The sequence below is a fragment of the Actinokineospora lacus genome (genome assembly GCF_053813445.1).
The window spans coordinates 337,318-353,879 of sequence record NZ_JBQERA010000006.1; the positions used below are offsets into that span (position 1 = coordinate 337,318).

At 72.5% G+C, this 16,562-nt stretch carries 15 protein-coding genes and 1 pseudogene; 6 read left to right on the forward strand and 10 right to left on the reverse strand.

Annotation, left to right across the window (positions count from 1 at the left end; translation table 11 throughout):
- Positions 1–11: 11 nt before the first annotated feature.
- Positions 12–917 carry a phytoene/squalene synthase family protein gene (locus ACTG9Q_RS17425; protein ID WP_455573840.1) on the forward strand — a complete coding sequence of 302 codons (906 nt, stop codon included), beginning with the start codon at positions 12–14 and terminating at the stop codon, positions 915–917.
- Here the strand turns inward: ACTG9Q_RS17425 and ACTG9Q_RS17430 are convergent.
- Positions 886–1,251 carry an Rv2175c family DNA-binding protein gene (locus ACTG9Q_RS17430; protein WP_455573841.1) on the reverse strand — a complete coding sequence of 122 codons (366 nt, stop codon included), beginning with the start codon at positions 1,249–1,251 and terminating at the stop codon, positions 886–888. The genes ACTG9Q_RS17425 and ACTG9Q_RS17430 overlap by 32 nt on opposite strands.
- A 171-nt stretch (positions 1,252–1,422) precedes the next feature.
- Here ACTG9Q_RS17430 and ACTG9Q_RS17435 point away from each other — a divergent pair.
- From ACTG9Q_RS17435 to ACTG9Q_RS17445, 3 genes and pseudogenes are all read left to right on the forward strand, one after another.
- Positions 1,423–2,406: pseudogene (locus ACTG9Q_RS17435) on the forward strand (protein kinase domain-containing protein); the annotation flags it as partial.
- 606 nt (positions 2,407–3,012) lie between these two features.
- Complete coding sequence (locus ACTG9Q_RS17440; RefSeq protein ID WP_455574044.1) at positions 3,013–3,969, forward strand: PASTA domain-containing protein; 957 nt, start codon at positions 3,013–3,015, stop codon at positions 3,967–3,969.
- An 89-nt stretch (positions 3,970–4,058) separates the two neighbouring features.
- Positions 4,059–5,330, forward strand: coding sequence for a wax ester/triacylglycerol synthase family O-acyltransferase (locus ACTG9Q_RS17445; protein WP_455573842.1), 1,272 nt, complete (start codon positions 4,059–4,061; stop codon positions 5,328–5,330).
- A gap of 52 nt (positions 5,331–5,382) precedes the next feature.
- Here ACTG9Q_RS17445 and ACTG9Q_RS17450 read toward each other — a convergent pair whose 3' ends face one another.
- Positions 5,383–6,774 (reverse strand): class II 3-deoxy-7-phosphoheptulonate synthase, encoded by a 1,392-nt coding sequence (locus ACTG9Q_RS17450; RefSeq protein ID WP_455573843.1) that lies wholly within the window; start codon positions 6,772–6,774, stop codon positions 5,383–5,385.
- Positions 6,775–6,903: 129 nt separating this feature from the next.
- Here ACTG9Q_RS17450 and ACTG9Q_RS17455 point away from each other — a divergent pair, with 129 nt between their 5' ends.
- Both ACTG9Q_RS17455 and ACTG9Q_RS17460 read left to right on the forward strand, forming a co-directional pair.
- Complete coding sequence (locus tag ACTG9Q_RS17455; protein ID WP_455573844.1) at positions 6,904–7,923, forward strand: DUF2891 domain-containing protein; 1,020 nt, start codon at positions 6,904–6,906, stop codon at positions 7,921–7,923.
- Between the two features lie 41 nt (positions 7,924–7,964).
- Positions 7,965–8,405, forward strand: a complete 441-nt coding sequence (locus tag ACTG9Q_RS17460) for an Imm1 family immunity protein (RefSeq protein ID WP_455573845.1) — start codon at positions 7,965–7,967, stop codon at positions 8,403–8,405.
- 126 nt (positions 8,406–8,531) lie between these two features.
- Here the strand turns inward: ACTG9Q_RS17460 and ACTG9Q_RS17465 are convergent, their stop codons facing one another.
- The 8 genes from ACTG9Q_RS17465 to ACTG9Q_RS17500 form a co-directional block, all read right to left on the reverse strand.
- The gene (locus tag ACTG9Q_RS17465; RefSeq protein WP_455573846.1) at positions 8,532–9,362 is read right to left on the reverse strand and encodes a phosphotransferase; all 831 of its coding nucleotides are present in this window, start codon (positions 9,360–9,362) and stop codon (positions 8,532–8,534) included.
- Positions 9,359–10,807, reverse strand: coding sequence for an amidase family protein (locus ACTG9Q_RS17470; RefSeq protein WP_455573847.1), 1,449 nt, complete (start codon positions 10,805–10,807; stop codon positions 9,359–9,361). Before ACTG9Q_RS17470 ends, ACTG9Q_RS17465 begins: the two co-directional genes overlap by 4 nt.
- A gap of 165 nt (positions 10,808–10,972) precedes the next feature.
- A complete protein-coding gene (locus ACTG9Q_RS17475) occupies positions 10,973–12,439 on the reverse strand; it encodes an ASCH domain-containing protein (protein WP_455573848.1) in 1,467 nt (488 codons plus the stop codon).
- 5 nt (positions 12,440–12,444) lie between these two features.
- Positions 12,445–13,059 (reverse strand): AAA family ATPase, encoded by a 615-nt coding sequence (locus tag ACTG9Q_RS17480; protein WP_455573849.1) that lies wholly within the window; start codon positions 13,057–13,059, stop codon positions 12,445–12,447.
- A complete protein-coding gene (locus tag ACTG9Q_RS17485; protein WP_455573850.1) occupies positions 13,056–13,952 on the reverse strand; it encodes a hypothetical protein in 897 nt (298 codons plus the stop codon). Before ACTG9Q_RS17485 ends, ACTG9Q_RS17480 begins: the two co-directional genes overlap by 4 nt.
- A gap of 137 nt (positions 13,953–14,089) precedes the next feature.
- Positions 14,090–15,115, reverse strand: coding sequence for a 6-phosphofructokinase (locus ACTG9Q_RS17490; protein WP_455573851.1), 1,026 nt, complete (start codon positions 15,113–15,115; stop codon positions 14,090–14,092).
- Positions 15,116–15,224: 109 nt separating this feature from the next.
- A complete protein-coding gene (locus ACTG9Q_RS17495; RefSeq protein ID WP_455573852.1) occupies positions 15,225–15,722 on the reverse strand; it encodes a polyadenylate-specific 3'-exoribonuclease AS in 498 nt (165 codons plus the stop codon).
- A 22-nt stretch (positions 15,723–15,744) separates the two neighbouring features.
- The gene (locus tag ACTG9Q_RS17500) at positions 15,745–16,473 is read right to left on the reverse strand and encodes a lysophospholipid acyltransferase family protein (RefSeq protein ID WP_455573853.1); all 729 of its coding nucleotides are present in this window, start codon (positions 16,471–16,473) and stop codon (positions 15,745–15,747) included.
- Between the last annotated feature and the right edge of the window lie 89 nt (positions 16,474–16,562).

Genomic DNA, 16,562 nt, shown 5'->3' on the forward strand with positions numbered 1-16,562 from the left:
ATGCCCGCGCCATGCGCGCCGAACCCGACCTGGCCGCGGCCTACCGCGCCTGCCGCCTCATCAACGCCGAGCACGGGCGCACCTACTTCCTGGCGACCCGGCTCCTCCCGCCCCAGCGGCGGCCCGCCGTGCACGCCCTGTACGGCTTCGCCCGGCTCGCCGACGAGATCGTCGACTCCCCCGGCCCCGACCCGGCGGGCGCGCTGGAGGCGCTGGAGGCGGACCTGTCGGCGGCCTTCCTCGGCGCCTGCGCGCACCCGGTGCTCGCGGCGCTGGTCGACACCGTCCGGCGCTTCGAGATCGACCCCGGGCTGTTCGGGGTGTTCCTGAAGTCCATGCGGATGGACCTGACCGTCACCGACTACCCGGACCTGGCCGCGCTCGGGGAGTACACGCACGGCTCGGCCGGGGTGATCGGGCTGATGACGCTGCCGGTGCTGGGCACGGTCGGGCCGCGCGCGGACGCCGCCCCCGCCGCGGCCGCCCTGGGCGAGGCGTTCCAGCTGACGAACTTCCTGCGCGACGTCGGGGAGGACCTCGACCGCGGCCGGGTGTACCTGCCCGCCGACCACCTCGCCGCGTTCGGCGTGGACCGCGACCGGCTGCTGCGGACCCGGTCCCGCGGCGGCGACCGGGCGGTGCGGCGGGCCGTGGCGCACCTGGTGGCGCACACCAGGGCGGTCTACCGCGTGGCGCTGCCGGGGATCGCGCTGCTGGACCCGGTCGCGCGGCCCTGCGTGGACACCGCGGCGCGGCTGTACGCGGGCATCCTGGACGAGATCGCCGCCGCCGACCACGACGTGCTGACCCGCCGCGCCGTGGTGTCCCGGCGTCGGCGGGCCGCGGTGGCGGTGCCCGGGGTGCTGCGGTGCCTGGCCGCGCGGGTCAGAACGCCAGGGCCTGGGCCCTGCGCTTGACCTCACGGCCGCGGTTGCCCCGCAGCGCGTCGATCGGGCGGCCGGGCAGGGACTCGTCGGCGGTGAACAGCCAGCGCAGCATCTCCTCGATGGTGAACCCGGAGTCGTGCAGCACGGTGATCGTGCCGGACAAGCCCTTGACCACCTCGGTGTCGTCGATGAAGTCCGCGGGCACGACGAGGATGCCATCGCGGCGCAGGGCCAGTAGGTGGTGATCGCGCAGGGCCTGGTGGACCTTGGTGATCGGTTGATCGAGGCGGGCCGCGACGTCCGGCAGCGGGAGGACTTCCACCGTGGGGTCGAGCACGTCGGTGGCGGCGGGAACGGAACTCACGGTTGTCCACTGTGCCATACCCGCCCCTTGTGAGGGCGGGGTGAAAATCCCGGGCGCGCCCACGGGGGCGGGCGGGCGTCCGTACGATCGACGACTGTGCGGGAAACGGGGCTGATCGGTGCGCTGCTGGAGCAGCGCTACCGCGTCGACGCGCCGCTTGCCCGCGGCGGCATGTCGGCGGTGTACCGGGGGGTGGACACCCGGCTGGACCGGCCGGTCGCGATCAAGGTCATGGACCCGCGCTTCGCCGCGGACCGCAGCTTCGTGGAGCGCTTCGAGCGCGAGGCCCGCTCGGCGGCGCGCATCCACCACCCGAACGTGGTGGCCGTGCACGACCAGGGGCTCGACGGCGACCACGTGTACCTGGTGATGGAGCTGGTCACCGGCGGCACGCTGCGCGACCTGCTCGTCGAGCGGGGTGCGCTGCCGCCGCCGCTGGCGCTGTCGGTGCTGGAGCCGGTGCTGGCCGCGCTGGCCGCCGCGCACGCCGCGGGGCTCGTGCACCGCGACGTCAAGCCGGAGAACGTGCTCATCGGCGCGAACGGCGTGGTCAAGGTCGCCGACTTCGGGCTGGTGCGGGCCCTGTCGAGCCCGGGGACGACCAAGAGCGGCGTGATCTTGGGCACGGTGTCCTACCTGGCCCCCGAGCAGGTCACCACGGGCAAGGCGACCCCGGGCGGGGACGTGTACTCGGCGGGCATCGTGCTCTACGAGATGCTGACCGGCGCGCCGCCGTACGTGGGGGACAACCCGCTGACGGTCGCCTACCGCCACGCCAACGACGACGTGCCCCCGCCCAGCGCCGTCGCCCGCGGCCTGACGCCCGCGCTGGACGAGCTGGTGGTGCGCGCGACCCGTCGCGACCCGGCCGCCCGGCCCGCCGACGGCGCCGCCTTCCTCGCCGAACTCCAGCGCGTCCGCACCACCTCGGCCCTGCCCCGCATGCGCATCCCGGTGCCCCAGCCGCAGTCATCGCACCGGCCCGCCCCCATCACCCCCGTGCCCATCACCTCGGCACCACCCAGCTCGATACCACCCAGCTCAGCACCATTGACCGCACCGCCCATGACCTCGCTGCCCCCCACCCCAGCACCAGGTACTCCAGCGCTGGTCACTTCAGGACCGCTCGCCCCTGCGCCAACCACCTCTGCACCGTCCACCTCCGCGCCGTTCTCCCCGGTACAAGCCGCCGGACCGGTCCTTTCCCCGGCAGGGGCGGCGGCTCCCCACGAGACGTCCGCTGGAGGATCACCCCTCGGAGGGACACCTCCTGGAGGCACGCACCTCGGAAGCACGCCTACCGGTGGCACGCCCGCCGGAGGGACACCCCTCGGAGGGACACCTGCCGGAGGGACGCCTGCTGGAGGCACGCGCCTTGAAGGGGCGTCTGCCGAGGGCACGTCGTCGAACGGTGTCCAGCCCGCGAACTCGCAGCCTGACGCCGCGCGGTCCGAGGGGGCGGCGGCGGCGAGCACGTCCACCGAGAGCACGCCGGCCGAAAGCACGTCCGCCGAGAGCAAGTCCGCCGAGAGCGCGGGGGCCGACGACGAGCGGACCATCAAGGCCACGCCCACCGACCCCGGCGACGAGCCCACCGAGCGGGCCGTCGCCCCGGTGGACGACCCCGAGGCGACGATCAGGGTCAGCACCGGAGCGCTGGCGGCGGCGGGCATCGCCACGGTCATGCGTCCGGCGCACGGGTTCAGCGCGGCCGGGCCGCAGGGCACCAGGGCCATGCTGCGGTCGGACCTGGAGAAGGCCATGGCGGCCGCCCAGCCGCCGCCGCAGACCGGCCCGCAGCCGATCCCGCCCGGCCCTCCCCCGCCGCCGCCCAGCCGCACCCGCCGCTACGTGCTGCTGGGCATCGCCGGTGTGCTCGTGCTGGCCCTCATCGGCACCCTGGCCTGGTGGTTCACCTCGGGCCGCTATACCGCCGTGCCGGACCTGACCGGCCGTGAGGTCGCCTCGGCCGAGGCGGCGGTGCGCGAGGCCGGGCTGGCGCCGTCGGTGACGCGGGTGCGGGACAACGAGATCCCGCAGGGCGTGGTCATCAGCAGCGACCCGGCCGCGACGGCCGAGCTGCTGCGCGGCGACGAGGTCGTGCTCGTGGTGTCCTCGGGCAGGCCGGTGGTGCCCGACGTGCGCCCCGGCACCGACCCGGTGGCCGCCGAGGCCGCGATCCGGGCCAACGACCTGCAGCCCCAGCGCGACGACGCCGCCAACGTCCACGACGAGCAGGTCCCCGAGGGCATGGTCGTGCGGCTGGAACCGCCCGCGGGGACGGCGCAGGACATCGGCCAGCGGGTCGTCATCGTGCTGAGCCGGGGTCCGGCGCCCAAGCCGGTGCCCGACGTGCGCGGCCAGACCCGCGACGAGGCCTTCGCCACGCTGACCAACGCCGGTTTCCAGCCCGTCGACGGCCCGCAGGAGTTCGCCGCCGACATCGAGGGCGGCCGGGTCATCCGCACCGACCCCGCGGCCAACACCCAGGTCGACAGCAAGGCGGGCAAGCAGGTCACGGTGATCGTGTCCTCGGCCGTCACGGTGCCCGACCTGACCGGCAAGACTGTCCCCGAGGCCCAGGCCCTGCTGGCCGAGAAGGGGCTGACGCTCGAGCTGCAGCCCTTCTCCAACGGCAACGGCCGGGTGATCAACCAGGGGCCCGCCCCGGGGAGCAGGGTCGAGCCCGGCGGCAAGGTGGCGGTGTTCGCGTTCTGATGTGGTGTGACCGACTCGACCGGGTGACGCGCGGCGCGTCGACCCACCCGGGTAACCCCGGCGTCATCTCCGTTTGGTGTCGTTGAGCGATGTCCCGCACCCGCCTCACGGGCCTCGACGTCGCGTTCCTCGCCCTGGAGCGCCCGGCTTCCCCCATGCACCTGGGCGCGGTCGGCGTGTTCCGGCCCTCGGCCGCCGCCGACGGCGCGGCGGTGGCCGCGCTGCTGGCCGAGCGGGCCGCGGCCATCCCCCGGCTGCGCGCGGCGATCCGCCCGACGCTGCTCGGCGGGGCGGTGTGGGAGCCGGTCCCGGCTTTCCGCGCCGCCGACCACGTCCGGGCCTTCCGCCTGCCCGCCGGGCACGACCTGCTGGCGACCTACGTCGGCGCGTGGCAGTCGCGCCCGCTGGACCTGCGCAGGCCGCCGTGGGAGGCCCACGTCGTCACCGGCCTGCCGGGCGGGGAGTTCGCGGTCCTGCTCAAGCTGCACCACGCCCTGGCCGACGGCGCGGGCGCGGTGGAGATCGCCGCGGGCTTCTTCGACGGCCTCGGCGCGGCGGCCACCAGCGCGGCAGCCACCAGCGCAGCGGCCACCAGCGCGCCGACCGCCCCGCGCCCGGTCGACCTGCGGTCCGCGGTGGACATCGCGGGCGCCGTCCTGCGGACCATCCGGCTGCCGTGGGAGGCCCCGCTGGCCGCCCCCAGCTCCCCCGGCCGCCGCTTCGCGATGCTCCGCCTCGACGCCGCCGACCTCCGCCACGTCCGCCGCGCCCACGGCGGCACCGTCAACGACGTCGTCCTGGCCGTCCTCGCGGGCGGCCTGCGGACCTGGCTGACCGAGACCGACCGCCCGGTGGTCCCCCTGCGCGCCCTGATCCCGGTGAACACCCGCGCCCGCGGCGGCACGGGCGGCAACCAGATCTCCGGCTACCTCTGCACGCTGCCCGTCGACGTCGCCGACCCGCTGGTCCGCCTGCGGGACGTCCGCGCGGTGATGGACGCCAACAAGAGGTCCGGCCCCACCAAGGGCGCGGGCGCCCTGCCCCTGCTCGCCGACCGCGTGCCCGCCCTCCTGCACCGCCTGGGCACCAGCCTGGCCGCGGGCACGGCGCCGCTGCTGTTCGACACCGTCGTCACGACGGTCCCCTTCCCCGCGCTTCCCCTCACCCTCGGCGATGCCGAGCTGCGGGCCGTCTACCCCGTCGTCCCGCTGGCCGCGGGCCACCCGGTCGGCATCGCCGTCTCCCCCTACCGCGACGGCGTCCACATCGGCCTCAACGCCGACGCCGCGACCGCCCCGGACGTCGACCTGCTCGCCACCGCCATCGCCAAGGCCGCCGTCGAACTCCACGAGCGCTGCTGACAACGCGAGAACCCCCGCGCCGGGGCACGGGGGTTCTCGGTGGGACGTGGCTTCAGGAGCGGAGCATCTCCGCGACCAGGAAGGCCAGTTCCAGCGACTGCTGGGTGTTCAGGCGCGGGTCGCAGGCGGTCTCGTAGCGGCCGGAGAGGTCCGCGTCGGAGATCTCCTGGGCGCCGCCGAGGCACTCGGTGACGTCCTCGCCGGTCAGCTCGACGTGGATGCCGCCCGGGTGGCTGCCCAGGCGCCTGTGGACCTCGAAGAAGCCCTGGACCTCGTCGACGATCCGGTCGAAGTGGCGGGTCTTGTAGCCGGTCGAGGACTCGTGGGTGTTGCCGTGCATCGGGTCGCACTGCCAGATGACCTGGTGGCCGGAGGCGTTGACCTTCTCGATGATGCCGGGCAGCACGTCGCGGACCTTGCTGTTGCCCATGCGGCTGATCAGGGTCAGCCTGCCGGGCTGGTTGCGCGGGTCCAGCCGCTCGACGTACTCGACGGCCATCTCCGGCGTCGTCGTCGGGCCGATCTTGAGCCCGATCGGGTTGGACAGCAGCTCGGCGAAGGCGATGTGGGCGCCGTCGAGCTGGCGGGTCCGCTCGCCGATCCACAGGAAGTGCGCGGAGAGGTCGTAGAGCTTGGGGTCGTCGTCGTCGGTGCTGTGCAGGCGCAGCATCGAGCGCTCGTAGTCCAGCAGCAGCGCCTCGTGGCTGGCGTACACCTCGGCGGTGTGCAGGGAGCTGTCCTCGACGCCGCAGGCGCGCATGAACCGCAAGCCGCGGTCGATCTCGGTGGCCAGCGCCTCGTAGCGCTCCCCGGCCGGGGAGTTGCGGACGAAGTCGCGGTTCCAGTCGTGCACCAGGGCCAGGTCGGCCATGCCCGCGCCGGTCAGCGCGCGCACGAGGTTCATCGCGGCGCTGGAGTTGGCGTACGCCCTGATCAGGCGCGAGGGGTCGGGCACGCGGGCCTCGGGCGTGGCGACCAGGGAGTTGACGATGTCGCCCCGGTACACCGGCAGCCCGAGGGCGTCGGTGCCCGCCGAGCGGGGCTTGGCGTACTGGCCCGCGATGCGGCCGACCTTCACCACCGGGAGGCTGGCGCCGTAGGTCAGCACGACGGCCATCTGCAGCAGTGTGCGGATGTTGCCGCGCAGGTGCGGTTCGGTGTTGTCGGCGAAGGTCTCCGCGCAATCGCCGCCCTGCAGCAGGAACGCCTTGCCCTGGGCGACCTCGGCCAAGCGGGCTTGGAGGCGGTCGACCTCGGCGGGCACGGTGATCGGCGGCACGGCCTCCAAGAGGGCGCGCACTTGGCGCACCTGCTCGGCGTCGGGCCACTCCGGCTGCTGGGCAGCCGGGCGGGCGAGCGCGTCGTCGAGACGAGCGCGCAGGGTCGGCGGGAGCGGTGGAAGCTCGGGAAGCGTGTCCACCGGCACGTCCACGGTCCAGTTCACGCCTTCCAGAGTAAGAGGTCGGCGGATTCGCCCGAACACCGGGACACCTGTCCCAGTAGATGGACTCAAGCGCTTGCAGACTGGTACAACCCTGGTCGAGAGCGACTTGCAAAAGGAAAGATGCCTTCGATGACCCCGGACCTGGACCCGGCGACCGCCGAGCGGCTGCTCGCCACCGCCGTCGCGAACATCCGCCGCGACTACCCCGTCCACTGGACGCACCTGATCCAGTCGGCCGACGACCTCAGACCCCAGCGCGACCTGCACCCCGTCTTCGCCGGGTCCTACGACTGGCACTCGTGCGTGCACCAGACCTGGCTGGCCGTGCGCCTGCTGCGCGAACTCCCGGACCTGCCCAGCGCCGGAGCCGCCCGCACCGCACTCAACGAGCTGGTCACCCCGGAGGGCGCGCGCGTCGAGGCGGAGTTCTTCACCAGCCCCGAGGGCGCCTACTGGGAACGCCCCTACGGCTGGGCGTGGCTGCTGGTCCTCGCCGCCGAGCTGCGCACCTGGCCCGAAGGATCGGCCTGGTCCAGCGCCTTGGAGCCCCTGACCGAGGTCATCCGCTCCCGCTGGCTGGCCTGGCTCGAAACCGCCCGCCTGCCGGTGCGCGTCGGCACCCACGCCAACACCGCCTTCGCCCTGGGCCTGGCCATCGACGCCGCCAACGCCACCGGGGACACCGAACTGGCCACCACCTGCGCCGACGCCACCGAACGCTTCTTCGCCGCCGACCAGTCCTACGGCGGCTTCGAGCCCAGCGCCGCGGACTTCCTCTCCCCCGCCCTGATCGAAGCCGACCTGCTCCGCCGAGTCCGCCCGGCAGCCGACTTCGCCACTTGGCTGGACACCTTCCTCCCCGACCTGGACACCCCCCGCTGGGCCACCCTGCGCTCCCCGGTCGAGGTGGACGACCCCTCCGACCCCTACGGCTCCCACCTGTCCGGCCTGGCCCTGTCGAGGGCGTGGTGCTGGCGAGGCATCGCCGAAGCCCTCCCCGAAGACCACCGCTACACCGCCCTGGCCCACACGGCCGCAACCGAACACCGAGAGGCAGGCATGCGCTACGTCTTCGGCTACGGATACGCCGCCGAACACTGGCTCGGCACCTTCGCCGCCTACTTGGACCTGGGCGCGCCACGGGCGTAACCCAAAGCCGCAGGCAGACAGACCTTCACCGGAGCGTGAACGTGACCCCCCTGAACTTCTGGCACGCACGCGGGCAGGACGGCAGCCGCGTCGCCGCCACTCCCGACGAGATCGATGCGGAGCTGGACCACGTCGCCACGCTCGACGGCGGGGGCATCCTCACCACGATCACCCTCACCAGTCTCCCGGGGCTCATGTACGCGGGGTTCAACGGTGACGTCGGTGTCGCCTACTACGGGGAAGTCGGCGCGGCCTACTACAGCCAAGGCGAACCCCGTGACGGCGAACCCCTCATTTATGACCTACAGCAGCACGTGGCGGAATTTCCCCCCGACGCGGAGATCCCGGCCGCCGACGTCCGGACCGCCGTGCACGAATTCGCGCGCACCGGCAACCGACCCGCCAACATCCGTTGGCAGCGATGGGAACCCCCCGTCGAACCCGGCGCAACCCTGGCGCATGACGATTCCGCCTGGGGGTAGACCGCGCAGCAATCGCCCTCGGTGGCGATGTTCTGATCTGCGCGCAGATGGCACTGCGAACGTGGGCAGCGGCTCGCCGAGCACTAAGCCGCGACAGGCCACTCGTAGGCCGGAAACTCTTCCCGCCTACCCCGATTCACGGGCACCGCGGGCGTAGTCGAGCAGCTCGTCGGTCGGCAAGCCGGGGCGGGTCGCTCCCACGGCGACCAGGGGTGCCAGGGCGCGGCACCAGCCGTCGAGTCGGGCGGGGCGCAGGGTGGTGGCGTCGAGCAGGGCGTCGCGGCGGGCTGGGATGTCGGGGCCTGCCAGGACGTAGTCGGCGGCGTCGAATTCGGGTTCGCCCAGGCAGGCTTTGGGGTCGATGACCACGGCGCGGGTGCCGACGATGATGTTGTCGGCGTGGAGGTCGCCGTGGAGGAGGACGTGGGGACCGGCGGTGTCGGCCATGGTGGCGCAGGCCGTGCGGGAAGCGGCGAGGTCGGCGGCGGTGACCGGGCCGGTGGGTGGGAAGCGGGCCTGGAACTCGGTGGTCCAGAAGCGCAGGTCGCGGCGGGCCACGGCGCGGGGGTCGGGGACGGCGGCGTGCAGGTCGGACAGGAGCGCGCCGAACTCGGCGGGGGCAGGCCAGCGCGCCTCGCCGTCGACGTGCTCCAGCAGCATCGCGCCGCCCTCGGCGGCGAGCACGCGCGGCACCCGTCCGCTGGGTTCGAACGCGCGCAGCACGGTGGCCTGCTCGGTTGCGAACTCCTCGTCGGGCGACACCTTCAGCACCACGGGCACCCCGTCGTGCCGGGCGCGCACGGTCACCGCGGAGTTCCCCGACCCGAACGGCTCGCCGAGCACGAGGTCCCAAGCCGCGGCGAGGGAGTCGAGCCGGGCGGGCAGACCCGCCACCCACGGCGCGACGCCGGTTCCGTAGCGGCGGATCAGCCTGCCCTCGACATCGGCGAGGTTCACAGGTCCGGCCGCCGGTCGGTCCACGGGTGGGCGCGCTCGTACTCCCCGGACAGCGCCAGCAACAACCGCTCACTACCCGCCGGACCAATGAGCTGCACCCCAATGGGCATCCCGATCCGGTCGAATCCCACCGGCAGCGCGGCGGCCGGGTAACCCAGGACGTTCCACGTCGGGAAGTACGGGATGTGCGCGGCCACGGCGGCAAGCGTCGCGCTGATCCCGCTGCCGTGGTACCGCCCGATCCTGGTCGGCCGCCGAGTCCACCCAGGCTGCAGGATGACGTCGAACCGATCCCCGGCGTCGACGCCCCGGACAGCGTCACGACCCGGGCCGCTGTCGGCACCGTGATCCACGCCGTGATCGGCAGTGGGAGCGGTGAAGAATTCGGCCATGCGCGCGTGCAGTCCGGCCTCGGCGGCCCGTGCCCACGCGAGTACCCGGTCAGGTACGCGGGCACCCAGGCGCGCCAGCCGGATCGTGCGGCGCTCCAGCCACTCCGGGTGCGGCAGCTCGGCGACGTCGTCGGCGACGCCGCGCAGGTAGCGCACCAGGAACTGCGGTGAGGGCCGCGCCCCCAACGGCACGTCGGCTTCCACCACCTGGTGCCCGAGGCCGCGCAGCCGGTCGGCGGTGTCGGCGACGGCCTGTCGGTACTCCGCCGACATCGGCGGACGCCCCAGCGGCGTCCGCCAGGCCAGCGCGATCCGCAGCCGCCGCGGCGGGCTGTCCACCGCGGCGCGGTGTCCGCTCTCCCCTACCAGGACGTCGATCATCGCCGCGACGTCGGCGACCCCACGCCCCAGCGCGCCGATCCCGGAAAGCCCGTGCCAGATCTCCGTACGCGGGGCCAGCGGCACCAGCCCGCGACCGGTCTTGAGCCCGAACACCCCCGAGGCCGTGGCCGGAATCCGCACCGAACCGCCCCCGTCGGACCCCGTGGCCACCCCGACGACCCCGGCCGCGACGGCCGCGGCCGTCCCGCCGGAGGAACCACCCGGGGTGTGGTCGAGGTGCCACGGGTTGCGGGTCGCGCCATAAGCCAGGGTCTCGGTGAAGGGCCACAGGCAGCGGTCGGGCGTGAGCGTCCGCCCGATGATCACCGCACCCGCCGCCCGCAGCCGCGCGACGGCCGCGCTGTCCGCGGCCGCGACGGCGAACTGCGCCCGCCCACCCGCGGTGGTGACGTCCCCCGCGACATCGGTGTCGTCCTTGACCGCGACCGGCACCCCGAGCAGCGGCGTGGACTCCCCCGCGTCAAGACGCGCCTGCGCGGCCTCCGCGTCGGCTCGGGCAAGGTCCGCGTAGACAGCGCGAAAGGCGTTGATCCGCGAATTGACCGCATCCAACCGCGCCAAGACGGCCGCGAGCAGCTCCGGCGCCGTGACCAAACCCTCGCGCAAGGCCCTCGCTTGGGCATCAGCCCCGGCCCAGAGCAGATCTTCCATGCCAGCACAGTAATGCGCTCACCCAACAAGGAGCGGACACATTATCCTGGACGTCGAGAGCCGGGCATCGTGGATGCCAGGCGAGTCGCAAGGCCAGGTGCACCTGGGGCAGACCGGGACCCTGGCCTTGCGCAGGGGTGGACGGACGCGTTGCCCGGGAACCCATCAAGCGGGCCGCGATGGGGCAACGAGTTCGATGCCGATGGCGACGACGCCGAGGGCTTCGCGCTCGGGGGGATAGATCTGGCGGATGTTCGCGAGCTGGTCCTCGCGGGTGGCCAGGGGGTTGACCGAGGCGACGGGTTCGTGGTCGAACATCTCGTCGAAGGTGGTGTAGCGAGCGACGCGGGTGACGCGGGTGAGGACTTCGTCCCCTTGGCAGCGGAACCGGATCAGCGACCCGGGTTTGATCTTCTTGCGGCTGGAGTCGTTGACGCGGATCTCGGTGGTCTTGCGGCCGGTGGCGATGAGGTCGAAGTAGCGCTTGTAGATGCCCATCTCGTGGGCGCGGACCGGCAGGGTCGCGGGGCGGGCGGCCATGAGGCGGCCGAGTTCCTTGACGGTGAACGAGCGGAAGAAGTGCTTGGGATCGGCGAGCAGTTCCCCGACGAGCCAGACCAGCGAGTCGACGTAGTTGTCGACGTCGCCGGGCCAGGTCGTGGTGTCGAGCATCCAGGGCTCGACGTCGGCGGGCAGCGCCTTGTGGCCCTGCTCGCGCAGCAGCGACTTCGACAGCTTCGCCCCGGTCGGGGCGAGGACCTGCGGGGTGAAGATGCGGACCGGCATCTGCGTGGCCGGGGTCGCCAGCGCGCCGAGGGCGCCGTCGACGAGCTGGCAGCCGAAAGCCCAGTCGCCGCCCTTCATCATCACGTGCAGCGTGGACGTGTCGCGGCCGAGGGCGCGTTCCTTGACCAGGTTCCGATAGAGGGTGGCCAGGTCCAGGTAGGGCCGGTCGTCCTCGGGGTCGACGTGGGCTTCGTAGGGCCCGTGGTCCAGGCAGACCGCGGCGAAGGTGGCGCCGTCCTCGTCGAGCCGCACCAGCTTGGTGCGGTCGGCGCGCTTCTCCGCCCAACCGCAGTCCGGGCAGGGGATGCGGATGTGGACGGTGCCGTGCGACGGGGCCATCCACCACCGGATGTCTTCCAGATGCACGAGGGTGCGCAGGAACTCCGCCCGGAACCCCGGGGTGGCCTGGTGGTCGGTGTAGGTCTCGACCTCGTAGGCGGTGCCGGTGGCCTCGGACAGGGAGTCGAAGAACTCGACGTAGTAGCGGTCAATGAGCTCGGCGACCTGGTCCCTGCCCAGAGCGTGGTGGTAGGTCTGCTGGTAGGCGTGGTGCGTTTCCGGGTCGAGGACGACCTCGTGCGGGGCGTTGTCCAAGGCCCCGAACCGGACGACGGTGTCGATGGAGAACTCGCGGCGGGCGGCCTTGGCCAGCAGGAACGCGGCGGTCTGGACGAGGTTGGTGCCCAGGTGCGGCGCGCCGTTGACCTGCGTGCCGACGACGAACTCGATCCGGTCAGGTCTGGCGGCGCGGACCCGTGGACGCAGGATGTCGATGGTGCGCAGCAGGGCGTTGGCCAGGATGCTGTTCGGCGACAGCAGCAGCGACGATCTCCCGTTGCGGCTCAACAGGTTCACGCTCCTCGACTGGGTTTGGGAAGGCGCAGGTTGGCGCAGATGAAGTCCAGCCGTGCGGCGGCGGAGTCGGCGGGGACGAACACCGGCTGGTAGCCGGCGTCGTAGTAGCCCTGGACGACGAGCTCGTGCACCCGGCGGATCTCGCGGTCCTTGGCCCAGACGATGTCGTCGGGGTCCTCGAAGGTGTCCAGCGGATCCAGCACGAAGACCGTGTCGTAGCGGTGCAGGCGGGTCGCGCGCGTCAGCTGCGGGGTCGGCGGCAGCCCGAAGAACCCCTCCCACCCGAACCCGTCGGGAATGCCCCGGTTGTAGAACCTGATCCCGCAGGTGTGGGCGGTGAACTCGGCGACGAACGCCTCCAGGACCTCCAGGGAGTACTCGCGCCGGTCCTCCTTGCGCAGGTGACGACCGAGCCGTTCGCGGTGCTTGCGGTAGATCTCCCGGCCCGGTTCGTCCTTCATGCACGGGATTCCGGCGGCGTGGATCGCCTCGATCAGGTCGTCCTTGCCCGAGGACGGGCCGCCGGTGATGACGTGGCGCCGTGGCGGGCCGTCCGCCGCGGCCGCGAGCGCGGCGGCCAGCGGGCCGGTGTCGGTGGGGAGGGTGCTCACTGGTCGGTTCCGTTCTCGCTGGTGGTGGGAGGTGGATCGTCGCCGAGCAGGCCATCGATCCAGGTGTCGGCCAGCCCGGTCTCGTTGTGCAGGCAGCGCACGAAGTGCTCGCGGGAGACCCCGCCCGCGGCGGCCTCGGTCAGCCGGGACGCCTGCGCCTCGTCCAGCGCGGGGCTCCAGCCTGCCAGCGCGGTCAGCTCACCAACCGACATCTCGTCCTCGGCGTAGGCGGTGACGTAGCTGATCGCCTCCGCTCGGGCCGCGGCCCAGCGCCAGGCCGCGGTCACCGCCGCGTGGACCAGGTCGACCCGCTCGGCCTTGAGGCTGACCAGCCGCTCGACGGCGAGCAGTTCGGCGCGGGCGGCGTAGAGCGCCGACCACAACCGCATCAGCTGTTCCTCGTGCTCGGTGACCTCCCAGGCGAACGGGTCAGCCGGAACCGCCTGTCTCGTGGCGCTCGGCGCCAGCCGGGGAGCGATCATCGGTAGCCGGGCGAACCGCTCAGCGTCGGCGATCAGTTCCCAGGCGACCCGCTCGATCAGCCTCGGTTCGACCCGCTTGCGGAAGTGGTGGACCTCGTGTCCGGCCAGCCCGGCCGCCAAGTCCCGTCGCGCGGTCAGGTTCAGGCCCTGCTCGGCGGGCGGCAGCCCGAACAACGCCCTGGCCGCCGCGGCGTAGCGGGCGTCGGGGAACCGTGCCAGCAGCCCGCGCAGCATCCCGTCCAGCGCCGATGTGCGACTCGTGGAGTCCGCCGGATCCGCCGCCCGCGCGACGATGCCGCGCAGTTCCAGCAGCTGCGGGTCGGTGCCCGCGGGGGTCACCGGCAGCCCCTGCCGCAGGAGCCTGCCGAGCGCCGCGACGATCTCGCCTTCGACTGGGCTTTTTGTGGGCATGACTGCAGTGAACCATGATGCCCAGCAAATGCCCAGTACCTGTTCAGGCGTCAGCACGCCTGTTGGGGGTTGGCGGACAGCGGACAAAGCAGTGCGCCCGCTCCAGTTGGAGCGGGCGCACTGCAGAACCGAAAGGCTTAGCCGAAGAAGACCTCGGCTTCGGCGTAGCGCTCGATCGGGACGGTCTTGAGCTCCGCGGTGGCTTCGGCCAGTTTGACGCGGACGATGTCGGTGCCGCGGAGGGCGACCATCACGCCGAAGTCGCCGTCGGCGACGGCGTCGACGGCGTGCAGGCCGAAGCGGGTGGCCAGGACGCGGTCGTAGGCGGTGGGGGTGCCGCCGCGCTGGGTGTGGCCCAGGATGACGGCGCGGGACTCCTTGCCGGTGCGCTGGGCGATCTCCTCGGCCAGCCAGGTGCCGATGCCGCCCAGGCGGACGTGGCCGAAGGCGTCCTTCTCACCGGTCAGCAGCACCTCGTCGCCGCCCTCGGGCAGCGCGCCCTCGGCGACCACGATGATCGGCGCGTACTCGCGCTCGAAGCGGCTCTTGACCCACTGGACGACCTTGTCGACGCTGAAGGGCCGCTCCGGCACCAGGATGACGTTCGCGCCGCCTGCCAGGCCGGAGTGCAGCGCGATCCAGCCCGCGTGCCTGCCCATGACCTCCACGACGAGCGCGCGGTGGTGGGACTCGGCGGTCGTGCGCAGCCGGTCGATGGACTCGGTGGCGATGTGGACCGCGGTGTCGAAGCCGAAGGTGTAGTCGGTGGCGCCGAGGTCGTTGTCGATGGTCTTCGGCACGCCGACCACGCCGACGCCGTCGTCGGTCAGGCGCTTGGCCACGCCGAGGGTGTCCTCGCCGCCGATGGCGATGAGCGCGTCGACGCCCTGCTCGGCCAGCACGGCCTTGATGCGGTCGACGCCGCCCTCGACCTTGTAGGGGTTGGTCCGCGACGAGCCGAGGATGGTGCCGCCCCGGGTGAGGATGTCCTCCACCTGGTCCAGGCCGATGGGCCTGCTGAGCCCCTCAAGCGGCCCTTGCCAGCCGTTGCGGAACCCGACGACGTCCCATCCCTGGACCTCGATGCCCTTGCGCACCACAGCCCGGATGACCGCGTTCAGACCCGGACAGTCACCACCGCCGGTGAGCACGCCGACCCGCATGGGAAATCCCTCCGATGAGATGTGCCAGTGACAGTCGTCACCGCCTGATGGCGCCCAGCCTGCCAAACACTGAATCGGTATAGCAACCAGGGGTCCACGAGGTGGAAGGTCACCTGCCCATGCGCTTGCGCCAGTGCTCCTCGATGATCCGCCACCGCACCAGGTTGTGGCGTGCGTCGGCGAGGGCGTCGTGGGCGTCGGCCGGCGGGGCGGGCAGGGTCGGCTTGCCCGCGTCCTCCCAGCGCTGGCGCAGCTCCCGGGTGAACCGGGGCAGCTCGCGGGGCAGCGCGGGCATGGCCCCCCACAGCTGGCCGAGGATGACGTGGTCGTAGGCGCCGAACCAGGCCCACAGCTCGACGCGGCCCTTGCCGGAGGTCAGGAACGCGAGCAGGTCGCGGCGGATGGCCGCCTTGTCGCGCCAGGCCTTGTCCGCGGGCGAGGGGAGCTTGTCGAGCACGTTGTCGCGCACCCACGGCCCGGCCTTGTCCGGGTTGAACTCGGTGGAGACGGCGTAGAACTCCCGGCCCTGCTCGTCGACGACACCGATCGACACCAGGTCGATCGTCGTTCCGTCCTCGATGAACTCGGTGTCGTAGAAAAACAGCACGTCGAGACTCTAGTGGCCCTGCTCAGCCCGCTTCACGCTCGGGGACGCGGGCCTCGGCGCGCAGGGGGACCACGCCCGCGGCGAGCTCCTTGGCCTTGGCGGCGTAGAGGTCGACGTACTCCTGGTCGGAGAGCTCCATCAGGGCGTACATGATCTCGTCGGTGATGGACCGCTCGACGAAGCGGTCGCCGTCGAGCCCGGCGTAGCGGGAGAAGTCCAGGGGCTTGCCGACCTTGATGCGGATGCGGGTGGGCCGCCACATCTTCGAGCCGATGGGGTTGGCCTTGTCGGTGCCGAACATCGCCACCGGGACGACCGGCACGCCCGCCTGTAACGCGATCCGGGCGACGCCGGTCTTGCCGCGGTAGAGGCGCCCGTCCGGGGAGCGGGTGCCCTCCGGGTAGATGCCCATGAGGTTGCCCTCACGCAGCAGGCGCACGCCGGTGTCGAGGGCCGCCTGGGCCGCGGAGGCGCCGGAGCGGTCGATCGGGATTTGGCCGACGCCCCTGAAGAACCACTTCTTGAGCCTGCCCTTGAGCCCCGGCTCGGTGAAGTACTCGATCTTGGCGGGGAAGGTGACCCTGCGGTCGACCATCAGCGGCAGGAAGAACGAGTCCGACACCGCGAGGTGGTTGCTGGCCAGCAGCGCGCCGCCCTCGGCGGGGATGTTCTCCTTGCCCTCGATGCGTGGTCGGAAGAAGATCCGAAGCAAGGGGCCGAGCAGGACGTGCTTCATCACCCAGTACAGCACCGCGCCTCCTGTTCCACCTGCGGGAGCCTACTGGTCGTGGCCAGTAACACGGTGATGCCGGGACGAGATGAAAGGGCACATGGTGGACC